This is a genomic window from Stenotrophomonas sp. GD03877 (assembly GCF_029840555.1).
GTDB classification, from domain to species: Bacteria; Pseudomonadota; Gammaproteobacteria; order Xanthomonadales; family Xanthomonadaceae; genus Stenotrophomonas; species Stenotrophomonas geniculata.
Map to the genome: position 1 here is coordinate 60071 of NZ_JAOCCT010000004.1, position 11536 is coordinate 71606.

Below are 11536 nucleotides of genomic sequence, written 5' to 3' on the forward strand. Positions count from 1 at the left end.
ATGCCGGGGCGGATTATCCGCCGTCGCGGAACTGCGTATTCATCCGCTTTTGGGGAGGGCCATGTACTTTTGATTCCTTCACGTTCGCCGTCCCAGCCATTGGCGCAGTTTTGGAGAAGCAGAACCGCCTCGTCGGGGCGTAACGTAGGCGCACTTGAGAGGAGGTGCTGCATGTCAGATATGGTGAACACGGTCGGCCTGTATGTGCGCGACCAGGATGAGGCGCTGGCGTTCTACGTCGGCAAGCTCGGTTTCGAAGTGCATACCGACGTGCGCAATGGCAGCTACCGCTGGCTGACGGTACGCAGCCCAGGCCAGGACGGTTTCCAGCTGGGCCTGTTCGTGCCGGGTCCGCCCACCCACGATGCGGCCACCGCGCTTTCGCTGCAGCAGCTGGTGGCCAAAGGCGCAATGCCGCCCCTGGTGCTGGCTGTGGATGACTGCCAGGCGCGTTACACGCAGTGGTTGGCACAGGGCGTGGAATTCACCCAGGAGCCGATCGAGCGCTTTGGCGCCGTCGACGCCGGATTCCGCGATCCATCGGGCAATGGCTGGAAGATGATCGAAGCCCGTTCCGAAGCGAGGCGCCGGCAATGAGCCGCGGTGGCTGGGCACGGCCCGTGCATCGTTGGACCTCGATCGTGTTCACCCTGGCGGTGATCGCCAACTTTGTGGTGCGCGGGCTGGGGCAGGGCGAGCCTGCGGCGTGGATCACCTATTCGCCGCTGCCGCCGTTGTTCCTGCAGCTGTTCACCGGGTTGTACCTGTTTGCGCTGCACTACAGCGGCAGGTGCCGCAGCGCCGGGCAGGGCGCTGCGGGTTGACGCCGGGTCAGGCGGCAGCGTCGGCGGTGTAGGCCGCCAGCAGTGCGGGAAGATCTTCCATGCGCTGGAAGATCACCTGGGCACCGGCCGCGCGCAGAGCCTCGGGCGTGCTGTGGTGCGGGCCGCCCTCGCTGAAGCCGAACACGGTGGCACCTGCCGCCACACCGGCGGTCGCACCGGTCACGGTGTCTTCAATGACCGCGCAGCGCTTCGGATCCACACCCAGCGCGGCAGCGGCCGCCAGGTAGACGTCCGGGTGCGGCTTGGTGTTCGGCATGTCCTGGCCGCTGTAGACGTGGTCGCCGAAGGCATCGAGGATGCCGACCTTGCCCAGCTGCAGTTTCACCTTTAGCAGATCGGCGCCGGAGGCGCAGGCGATCCGCCCACCGGTGGCCGCAGCGATCGCACGCACGGCCTCGGGTGCCCCCTGGATCGCTTCCAGGTCACGTTCCAGTGCCCGGTTGCGCTGCTGGCGGAACTCTTCAAGCCACGCCTCGGTGAACGGCTTGCCGGTGCGTTCTTCGATCAGTCCGGCCAAGTGGGCAACGGATTGACCAAGGAAGACTTTACCCGCCTGTGCCGGAGTCAATGGCCAGCCACGTTCGGTCAGCATCTCGGAGAGGACGCGGGCCACCAGCGGCTCGGAATCAACCAATACGCCGTCGCAGTCGAACAGCACGGCATCGAAGGGAAAACGGGACATCTACAGCTCCAGGGGGCAATGCGGTGGTGCAATTGCCCGTCATTTTCCCACAGCCATTCTTGCGTGGCACCCGCGCAGGGTGCCACCCATTCCCGGCAGGCCGGTCAACCCAGATCACACCCCGCCGGCTGCGGCCAGGTGCTGGCCGGCAGCATGTTCTTCAGCGAGGCAGGTGCGTTGATGGCCACGTAGCTGGCACCCAGCAGTTCCTCCAGATCGGCGATGGTTACCAGGTAGCTGTCCAGGCTGCCCAGGTTCGCTTCATTGGGGATGATCCAGCTGATCGCCTTGGCCGTGCCGGTGTTCGGATCGCGGGTGATGATCGTCTTCCAGAAGAACTCCGGTGTCGGAATGCCGTGGCTGGAAAGGAAATAGTCGTTGGAGGCGTCGCCGTAGACCACGCCGCCATAGACATCCACCGGCGCGATGTCGCGATAGCACTCGGCCACGTTCTCGGCCTTCACCCAGATGCCCTGGTTGAAGCTGGAGACCTGCGGAACGATGTTGGTCATGTAGTTGGCGCGGCGGATGTAGGTCGCGTTGTAGTCCATGTGATTGGAGGTCACCAGATGACCACGGTCATAGCCGGACTTGATGCTGGCGTAGGAGGCGGTGCTGGTCTGGCCGAGGCAGCCTGCCGGCAGGTCGGGGTCCTTGTAGAAGCTGGACGGCCGGGCAGCCGAGCCGGTGTCGGCGGTCAGGGTGTATTCGTAGCGGGTGGCGCTGTGGATGCTGCAATCGTAGGTGAGCACGAAGCCGCCCTTGTTGAGGGTGACGACCTGGGCTTGGGCAGCGCTGGCGAAGGCACTGAGGACGAACGCGAAGAAGAAGCTTGCAAGGCGCATTGCGGTTCTCCAGCAGAAGTTCAGGGCGCAGCCGTCCGCCACGACCTGGCAGGGCGAGGTCATGGGGAGACGGTGCGGAGTCGGGTGCAGCGGATTGCGGTGGGACGTGACCGCGTTGTTGGGCTGTGGAGGCCCTGCGGTGTCGTAAGCGTCACAAGTTGTCGTCTTTCGGTCAACGATGAAAAGACGAAGCTGTGACAGCGCGCAAGCACTGGAGATGTGTCAGATCACGCGGCACGTGGCTGAAACGCGCGCGTGCTAGGGTGCGGCAGGGAGCGTCCGGATGTGCAATGTGCAGCCAGCCGGAACCGGTTGTTTCCTGCGGTTCACTTGTACTGGTTGTGGCAGGAGCCGCAGCGCAGGGACATCTGTTTCTTGGTCATCTGAGTGCCTGGAATCGGCTCGATGCCAGTGGTCAGGAAGGGATCAGCGGCCAGTCCCTTCTCGGCGGAGCCGTCCGGCCAGATGAAGGTGATTGTCTCGCCGCGCTTCACCGAAGCAAGGCCATGCGACAGGCGGTAGGCACCCACCATCTGGAACATGGCGGCCTGCCGGATCCCGAGATCGGAGCCGATGCTGGCATCGACCACGTTGGCGAGGTCCTTGTAGATGCGATCAGCGGCATTGATCACTTTTCCCATGCCCTTGGCAGCCATAACAGCCACCGGGACCATCAACGTTGCCAGCAACAACTTTCGTACCACAGATGCGTTCATTTCATCTTCCTTGACATTGCGATGATCGTAGAAGCGCGGGTACGCGCCTCGTTCATTTCTTCGTTGGTGAGTACGCCACTGGCATAGGTATCCTCGACCGATCCATAGCCACACATACCGGCTTGCCCGCACATGCGGTTCAGCAGGGCGGAGTCGGTACCACAGGGCACTCCTTTCTGGCAGCCGGCCAGGATCCAAGCGACTTCATCCACCTGCGTGCCGACCTTGAAAGGCTGCATCTGCCGGGTGCGACTGGCGGCGGTGTCACCCATCAGGCCAGCGAGTGCGATGTAGGCTTCGCCGTCGTCCTGCATCAGGACCGCGTCGACCAGTGTCCGGTGATCCTCGACTGAGAAGTTCCTGTCGGTCAGGACAAGCGCTCCCGAAAGCACGGTCTTTTCGATCTGGGCCACGAGACTGCCCTGTTCGGCGGCAAGATCGCGGTAGTGACGCTGTCTTTCGATGGCTTCGGGCGCGGTGACGGCGACGCCATCACAGCGCTGCTTCAGCCATCCGCTGCTGCGCGCAAGTGCATTGAGGCGTTCGCGCGGAATCTCCGCGGCGCTGAGCAGCGTGGCGTCGATCGAGCCGCTGCATTCGCTGTAGACGCGGCTCAGGATCAGGCTGGCACTGCCATCGCCGCTGCCGGACAGGTATTCGAGGTCCGCAATGAGGGGGCGCAGTCGATCTGTGTGGTTGTAGCGATCAAGTACGGAATTCTCGGCGGCGTGTAACGGAGCACCCTGCCGGATCGCGGCGGCGGACAGAGGTTTTGATGCCGCATCAGTGATTGATGGAGAAGGCGCGTGAACCCGGTCGGCTTCAGATCCACAGGCGCCCAGGGAAAGCGCGAGCGCGATGGCGAGGACGGCTGAGGGAGCGGGGAGGGCGCGGCCTGGTATTGACTGGTATCTGGATTGCACGGGTTCCTTTAGCTCCAATGTCCATGAAAGCGCAGGCAGCCGCAGGGTCGCGACTACGCTGGAAAGAGGGGGATGAGGCACCTGGGCCAGGAGTAGGCGCGGGTGCAGCGCTGCACATGGCAGGCAGTGAACGATCGGGTCTTCTACATCGGGCAGCACTCTGGAGCGAGTCCGCTGGCGATGGGCTGGGACGTTCTTGACGTTGCTGAATGATAGCACGTCGCATTCGCATTGAAGGCGGAGCCCTTGCCCGGCGATGCTGCGTCGCAAGGTGTCACCCACCATTCGCACTGGTACGGTCCAACCCGTTGCACCACCACCGACGGGGAGAGGCCACGATGCGCAAGGTATTGCTGCTGTTGATCCTGCTGACCGGGCTGGCGCCCACCGCCTGGGCGGCCACGGTCAAGACCACCCATCGCACCATTCCCAGCTGGGATGGAACGCCTCTCGGGGCCTTCGTCATCGAACCGCAGGACGCGGGCAGCGGGCGGTATCCCTTGCTGGTGATGCCCAGCAGCTGGGCGGTGCCCAGCGTGGAATACGTGGGCGTGGCGCAGTCGCTGGCGCGGCGTGGCTATGTGGTCATCAGCTACAGCTCGCGTGGCTTCTGGGAATCCGGCGGCAGCATCGACATCGCCGGGCCGGCCACGGTCGAGGACGTCAGTGCGCTGATTGACTGGGCGCTGGACAACACCCGCGCCGACCCGTTACGAATCGGCGTTTCGGGCATCTCCTACGGCGCCGGCACCAGCCTGCTGGCGGCGGCGCGCGACCCTCGCATCAAGGCAGTGGCCGCACTGAGCGGCTGGGCCGATCTGCAGGCCTCCCTGTACAGCAACGACACCCCCAGCGCGCAGGGCATCGCGCTGCTGGTTGCCGCGGGCCTGGCCACCGGTCGCCCGGGACCGGAGCTGTCCACCATCAATCGCAATGTGCTGGTCGGCAACTACCAGGGCGCGGTGGACTCGCTGTTGCCGGTGGCGGCGCAGCGCAGCCCCGGGTCCAGCATCGATGAGATCAACGCCAACCAGCCAGCGGTATTCCTGGCCAACGCCTTCAACGACAGCCTGTTCCCGCCGGGCCAGCTGGTGGACTTCTTCAACCGTTTGAAGGGCCCCAAGCAGCTGCAGTTGCGCCATGGCGACCATGCGCTCAACGAAGCCTTTGGCGCATTGGGTATTCCCAACGAGGTCTACGATTCGGTGGGCGACTGGTTCGACCACTACCTCAAGGGTGAAGCCAATGGCATCGACCGGCAGCCCGCGGTGCAGCTGAAGTCGCAGAAGGGCAGCTGGAGCACGTATCCGAACTGGCAGGCGACCAATGCCGGCGCCATCAGCTATGCGCTGACCTCACCCAAAGGGCTTCTGCTACCCACCGGCGGCCTGGCCGAGAGCGGAAGCAGCACCGGCTGGAACTACCGTATCGGCAGTGGCCTGCTGACCGCTGCCAACTCGGGCGTGGCGATGGCCTCCGGCGCGCTGCAGATGATCAATCTGCCGCCAGGCGCCTATGTTCCGTTCGTGGGCCGCAACGCCGCCGGCGTCTGGCAGGGGCCGGTCCAGTGGAGCGCACGACGCCTGGACGGCGCGCCGGAGGTGCGCCTGACCGTCACGCCCAGCCGCGCCAACACCACGCTGTATGCCTACCTGTATGCCGAGGATGTGCTGGGCAACGGCCAGCTGATCAGCCACAAGCCTTACACGCTGCGTGGTGCCACGCCGGGCCAGCCGAAGACGCTGGACCTGCGCCTGGAAGCGAGCAGCTGGAACATTCCGGCCGGCAGCCGCCTGACCCTGGTGGTTGATACGGTGGATCTGCGGTATGCGGGCATCAGCCAGTTGGGTGGGGCGGTGACCTTCAGCTCGCCGGCCAATGCGCCTTCGGTGTTGAAGGTGCCGCTGCATTGATGTGCGTCCGCGCCCGTTGCGGCGGGCGCGGTACACCGGGCCGGAAAACTGCGAGACTCGTGTTTGTCCCGGCAAACGGATGAATCCATGGTCATTGCATGGCTGCTTCTCGGTGCGGTGCTCGCGGCACCCACCGCGAAAGGTGCGCCGATCGATTGGCCGGACACGCTGTTGAAGGATCTGGACGCTGCCGACGCCGCCCTGCGTGGCAGTCATCCGGGCGCAGTGGATCTGCGGAATCCCGGGTTCGGCGCGCAGCTCGACGAGGCCCAGGCGCTTGCAGGTTCGCGTGCAGGTCGGGTCACCAACTACCAGGGCTACTGGTGGGCGATGAAAGGCTATGCGGCGTTCTTCAACGATGGGCATGTCAGCCTCAACGCGCTTGCCGACGCTCCCGATGTTCCAGCGCAGTGGCCCGGGTTCCTGACCGGTTTCGACGGCGATGCGCAGTTGGTCATGACCGTGGATGGTGGCCATGGCCATCCGCCACTTGGGGCGCGATTGCTGTCCTGTGATGGCATCGATGCACAGACGCTGGCTGCGCGCCGGATCGGGGACTTCAGCGGGCGCTGGAACCTGCAGGCCAGCCGCATCCACGGCGGTGGCGAAGTGCTGCTGGAGCAGGGCAATCCGTTCGTGCCCACGCTGAACGCCTGCGTCTTCCAGGTAGATGGACGCGAGAAATCCTACGCACTGCAGTGGCAACCACTGCAGGCGGCACAGCGCAAGGAGCGTCTGGCCGACACCCGGCGCAGCTTCCGCCCGGCGAACGGCTGGCGCATCATGCCCGATGGCGGCTACTGGATCACCACCAGCAGCTTCAATGCCGACCCCACGGAGCAGAACTTCAAGGAACTGACCGCCCTGCTTGAGCAGCTTGCTCCGAAAGCCGAAGCCCTGCAGCAGGCACCGTCGGTGGTGCTGGACGTGCGTGGCAACAGCGGCGGAGCTTCGCAATGGAGCATCGAACTGGCGCGATTGATCTGGGGCCGGGCCGCCGTGGACGTGCTGCCCGACCCCAGCTGGGTGGAGTGGCGGACCTCCGAGGCCAACATCGCCCAGTTGCGCAGCTTCCTGCAGAAGCTGGTGCAGGCGCCCGACGCGTCGCCAGAGCTGCGTCGCATGCTGGAGTCGGTGACGGCGGGCATGGCACAGGCACGCGGCCGGGGTGAGGCGTTGTGGCGCGAGCCGTCCGAGGCCAGCGCAGATACAGCACCAACCTCAGGCCCGGCCGCACCGCTGCGCAAGGGCAGGGTGGTGATCGTGGCTGATGCCGCCTGTGGTTCGGCCTGCCTGGATGCGCTGGACCTGTGGAAGCGGTTGGGCGCGGTGCAGGTGGGCGTCGAGACATCGGCCGACAGTCTCTACATGGACGTGCGGCCAGAGCGGCTGCCAAGCGGGCTGGCCAGGATTTCAGTGCCGATGAAGGTGTTCCGGGGGCGGGTGCGTGGTTCGAACGAACCGCACGTGCCCGATCATCGCTATACCGGCGACATGCGGGACACCGCAGCACTTGAGGCGTGGATCTCCGGACGATGATCCCGTCCTGGTGGCGTACCGGTGAAGCAGTTCCGGCACATTAAACCTTTTCACCGGCAGCTGCATCCAACCCGCAATGAGCCCGGCAACCGCTGCTGCAGCTCTACTGAACGAAGGAGCCCTCGGATGTGCGAACTGCCTCGTACTGCGCTTCAATGCGCGATGTTGATCATGCTGGTGCCTTTCGCAGCAGGTGCTGCGGTCACCGAAGTTCCGTTCGAGCTGGGCAAGGATCACCGGATCTACGTGGAGGGTACGATCAACGGCTCGCGACCACTGCGCTTTCTCGTCGATACAGGCGCGTCGGCCATCGCCGTTGCCAGGCGCATCCAGCAGGACGCGAAGCTGGTCATTGACGACCAGAGTGAGAACACCGGTTCCGATGGCGTCACGCTTCTCGCCTACAGCACGCACAACGCCGTGCAGATCGGCGGCGTGCAGCGACCGATGGGGGCCGTGGTGATCGACTACACGGGGCGCCCCTTCGATGCAGTACTGGGCTGGACCTTCTTCCAGGGCAAGGTGCTGGAGATCGACTACGACCGCAGCCTGCTGCGCGTGCACGACGATGTTCCCGACCTTGCGGGGTATATCCGGGCCAACGTGCGCTGGATCGACAATATCCCAGCCATCCAGGTCACGCTCGGCAACGGCAGCAGCACTTTCGCACCCTGGCTTACCCTGGACACCGGCAGCAACGGCAACATCGACCTGTCCTACGCCTTCGGCAGCGCCCACCGCCTGCAGGAAGCGTTTCCGGAACGACTTGGAACATCACAGTTCAGCGGCAGCGCGGGCCGGAAGATCCGCGCGGTGGACGTGCGCGTGCCCGTGGCCAGCATCTCGACCCTGCAACTGAAGGGGCCGAAAGCCTCGATCACCGTCGATGACGATGGCTCCACGGACGACGGGACGCTTGGCAGCGAAGTCCTGCAGCAGTTCAATATCCTGCTGGATGCCCGTTCCGGCAGCATCTATCTGCGTCCCAACCGTCGCTTCGTCGCCACCCCGGCGGGGTGACCACGCGCGTTCGGCATTCAGCGCTGGACATCCGCACCTCCATCGCCCAGCAGGGCCAGCACCTGCGCCTCCGCTACCGGGCTGAAGTCGCCGGGAATGGCGTGCTTCAACGCGCCCGCAGCCAGTCCGAAGCGCACGGTGCTTTCTGCGTCGAGCCCGGACAGCATTCCGTGCAGGATGCCGGCGGCAAAGGCATCGCCACCACCGATGCGATCAACGATACCGGGCAGCGGGCGCGGTGGTGCCTGCGCCCGCGTGCCGTCGCGCCCCAACAGCAGCGCACCCAGGATGTGATGATCTGCACTCACCACGTCGCGCTGGGTGGAGGCCAGCCACTGCAGGTGCGGGAAGGCGGCAAAAGCGGCCGCCGCAGCGGCTTCGGTCCGAGCGACCGCATCGTCCTGCGGAAAGTGCAGCCCCAGCACCAGTTCGATGTCCCGATGATCGGCAAACGCAATGTCGGCCTCGGCGAAGATCTCACGCAGGATCACCGCTGCGTCGCCGCCCCAACGTCGCCACAGTGAGGGACGGTAATTGCCGTCGAAGGACACCTGGACGCGCGCCGCGCGCGCCGCACGCACGGCCCCCAGCACGGACCCGGCCACGTTGTCGCCCAGCGCCGGGCTGATGCCGGAGACATGCAGCAGCTGCGCGCCGGACAGTAGAGCGGGCCACGCATGATCCTCGGCGCTGCTGTTTGCGAATGCAGACCCCGCCCGGTCATACACCACTTCACTGGCGCGGTGCACCGCACCGGGCGCCAGGAAGTACAGGCCCATGCGGTCGCGATCCACTTCGCGCACGCCGGCCACGCCTACGCCATGCCGCCGCAGCTCGGCCACGGCATGCCGGCCCAGCGCGTTGCCGGGTACCGTGCTGACCATCTGCACATCGTGGCCCAGGCAGGCCAGCGAGACCGCAACATTGGCCTCGGCGCCTCCTACATGGACCTGCAGCTGCGGCGTCTGCAGCAGCAGTTCACGACCCGGCGCACCCAGGCGCAGCAGCAACTCACCGAAACAAACGACGCGGCTCATCGGTTCCCTCTCAGTCGGCGGTGGCGCAGCCCAGCATGCGCAGATCGATGGCATCGGCCATGCGCCGGTAGCCTTCGTCGTTGGGATGCAGATGGTCGCGGGTGATGTCGTTGGGCAACGATTCCGCCGCTTTCGGATCACGCAGGGCGGCATCGAAATCGATGATGCCATCGAACCCGGTCTGCCCACCGCGTGCCCACTGGTTGATCGTGGTGCGGGTGGCTGCGGACACGGGCTCGTAGCGCTCGGAGCCGCCGAATGGGGTCAACGTACCCAGCCAGGCGCGGATGCCATGCGCATGCAGCCGCGCCGCAACCTGCTGATAGCCCGTCAGCATGTCCGCCGCATTGCGGCCAGGCAGCGGCTGCGCGCCACCGCTATGGCGGATGTCATTGATGCCTTCGAACAGGATCACCTGATCGGCATCGGCCGCCGCGATCACATCGCGATCCAATCGTGACAGTGCGCTGTGGCTGCGGCCATGGTCAAGCAGCTTGTTGCCGCTGATGCCCTGGTTGAGCACCACGAACCGGTTCGGGCAGGCCTGCTGCAGGCGCTGCGCCAACCGCTCCGGCCACTGGTTGAAGGTGCCGCGACGGGCTGTGGCACCTTCCGTGATGGAGTCGCCCAGCGCCACGATCACCTGGGGACGATCTGCGCGCTGCACCATCACCGCCGAGAACACGTTCTGCTGGTAGCTCAGCCGCACGCTGTCGGCAACGGTTGCCTGCCTGCCGTCCGCTACCCGCAGCTCGGTGCGGCGCACGGCGGGACGGGTGGGCTGCGGGAAATAGGCACTCACGCTGATTTCCTGCAGCGCCGCCACCGGCATCCGCACCGGATCGCTCAGCAGCGCTGCACCCACCGGCACCTCGATGACCGCGCGGCCATCCACCGTTACCGGCAGCGGTGCGGCCTTGCCGTTCTTTACTCCCACGCGCAGGTCCTCGACCCGCAAGGGTGCCGTGCCGAGTTCGTTGCTTATGCGCAGGCGCAGCGCATCGCCACGGCTGCCGATACGCATGTCCTGGCGCACGGTCTGTGCGGCGAACTGTACGGGTGCCTCGGCGGTGCCATCCTTGCGGTCAGGTGCCGGCGAGGCGGTCCAGGCGGTGACCCAGACCGGTGCAGCCAAAGCGGCAGGCGCGGCCGCGGCGGAACAGATCGTCAATGAAAGCAGGAGCGTCCAGCGCTGCATGAGCAGGATTCCAGTCAGGAGAAGTAGGTGCCGCCGTTGACGTCCAGATTCGCACCGGTGATGAACGCCGCCGCATCCGAGGCCAGGAATACAGCAGCGTCAGCGGCTTCGTCCGGCGCACCCTGGCGGCGCAGCGGGGTGGCGCCGGCAACGGCCGTGCGCACTTCCGGCTTGGTGAATTCGTCGTGGAAGCGGGTGGCGATCATGCCGCAGCACAGTGCGTTCACCCGGATACCCTTCGGCCCCAGCTCCTTGGCCATGGCGCGGGTGAAGGTCATCACCGCCGCCTTGGCGGTGGCGTAGATCGATGCGCCCGGGCCGCCGCCATCACGACCGGCCTGCGAGGCGAAATTGACGATGGCCGCGCCTTCGCGCATGTGCGGCACCACCGCGTGCGTGGTGAGATAGGTGGAGGTGATGTTGAGGTCCATCACCGTGTGGAAGAACGCCGGGTCGATCTCGGCCAGCGGGCGACGCTGCACCATGCCACCGGCCACGTTCACCAGCAGGTCGATGCGCTCACCGAACGCGGCCTGTGCCGCAGCGACCAGGCCGGCGACGGCAGCGGCATCGGTGACGTCGGCGCGATGCACGATGGCCTGGCCACCGGCCGCCTGGATCTGCGCCAGCGTTTCCTGGGCACTGGCTTCATCATTGGCGTAGTTGATGCAGACGCGTGCACCGGCGGCAGCCAGTTTGATCGAAACGGCGCGGCCGATATCGCGGCCGCCGCCGGTGACAATGGCCACCTTGTCCTGGAACGACATGCGGAAAACTCCTTGGTTTGCGGGGGAATGGATGTACTTGGAAAAGAAGGA

12 protein-coding genes are annotated in these 11536 nt (G+C 65.6%); 5 read left to right on the forward strand and 7 right to left on the reverse strand.

Features of this window, described 5'->3' with window-relative positions; genetic code table 11:
* The first annotated feature begins 171 nt into the window (after positions 1-171).
* Complete coding sequence (locus N5D20_RS03925; RefSeq protein ID WP_019659769.1) at positions 172-597, forward strand: VOC family protein; 426 nt, start codon at positions 172-174, stop codon at positions 595-597.
* On the forward strand, positions 594-824 hold the full coding sequence (locus N5D20_RS03930) for a hypothetical protein (protein ID WP_019337402.1): 231 nt from the start codon (positions 594-596) through the stop codon (positions 822-824). The genes N5D20_RS03925 and N5D20_RS03930 overlap by 4 nt, the downstream gene beginning before the upstream one ends.
* Positions 825-831: 7 nt before the next feature.
* On the opposite strand, the gene N5D20_RS03935 is transcribed toward N5D20_RS03930, so the two are convergent.
* From N5D20_RS03935 to N5D20_RS03950, 4 genes are all read right to left on the reverse strand, one after another.
* A complete protein-coding gene (locus tag N5D20_RS03935) occupies positions 832-1527 on the reverse strand; it encodes an HAD family phosphatase (RefSeq protein WP_010485561.1) in 696 nt (231 codons plus the stop codon).
* Between the two features lie 104 nt (positions 1528-1631).
* Positions 1632-2372, reverse strand: coding sequence for a DNA/RNA non-specific endonuclease (locus N5D20_RS03940; protein WP_057504028.1), 741 nt, complete (start codon positions 2370-2372; stop codon positions 1632-1634).
* Between the two features lie 326 nt (positions 2373-2698).
* Positions 2699-3028: a hypothetical protein gene (locus N5D20_RS03945; protein WP_279914333.1), complete on the reverse strand. Its 330-nt coding sequence runs from the start codon at positions 3026-3028 to the stop codon at positions 2699-2701.
* Between the two features lie 56 nt (positions 3029-3084).
* The gene (locus tag N5D20_RS03950) at positions 3085-4011 is read right to left on the reverse strand and encodes a hypothetical protein (protein WP_279914334.1); all 927 of its coding nucleotides are present in this window, start codon (positions 4009-4011) and stop codon (positions 3085-3087) included.
* A 338-nt stretch (positions 4012-4349) separates the two neighbouring features.
* Here N5D20_RS03950 and N5D20_RS03955 point away from each other — a divergent pair, with 338 nt between their 5' ends.
* The 3 genes from N5D20_RS03955 (at position 4350) to N5D20_RS03965 (ending at position 8483) form a co-directional block, all read left to right on the forward strand.
* A complete protein-coding gene (locus N5D20_RS03955) occupies positions 4350-5924 on the forward strand; it encodes an alpha/beta fold hydrolase (RefSeq protein ID WP_279914335.1) in 1575 nt (524 codons plus the stop codon).
* Between the two features lie 87 nt (positions 5925-6011).
* Positions 6012-7463 carry a S41 family peptidase gene (locus N5D20_RS03960; protein WP_279914336.1) on the forward strand — a complete coding sequence of 484 codons (1452 nt, stop codon included), beginning with the start codon at positions 6012-6014 and terminating at the stop codon, positions 7461-7463.
* A 21-nt stretch (positions 7464-7484) separates the two neighbouring features.
* Positions 7485-8483 carry a retropepsin-like aspartic protease gene (locus N5D20_RS03965; RefSeq protein ID WP_279914337.1) on the forward strand — a complete coding sequence of 333 codons (999 nt, stop codon included), beginning with the start codon at positions 7485-7487 and terminating at the stop codon, positions 8481-8483.
* A 17-nt stretch (positions 8484-8500) separates the two neighbouring features.
* Here the strand turns inward: N5D20_RS03965 and N5D20_RS03970 are convergent, their stop codons facing one another.
* From N5D20_RS03970 to N5D20_RS03980, 3 genes are read right to left on the reverse strand one after another with little or no spacing between them, the layout of a single operon-like run.
* A complete protein-coding gene (locus tag N5D20_RS03970; protein ID WP_279914338.1) occupies positions 8501-9520 on the reverse strand; it encodes a sugar kinase in 1020 nt (339 codons plus the stop codon).
* Between the two features lie 10 nt (positions 9521-9530).
* Positions 9531-10718, reverse strand: a complete 1188-nt coding sequence (locus N5D20_RS03975; RefSeq protein ID WP_049481124.1) for a GDSL-type esterase/lipase family protein — start codon at positions 10716-10718, stop codon at positions 9531-9533.
* Positions 10719-10732: 14 nt separating this feature from the next.
* Positions 10733-11485, reverse strand: a complete 753-nt coding sequence (locus N5D20_RS03980; RefSeq protein WP_049409649.1) for a glucose 1-dehydrogenase — start codon at positions 11483-11485, stop codon at positions 10733-10735.
* Positions 11486-11536: the final 51 nt, after the last annotated feature.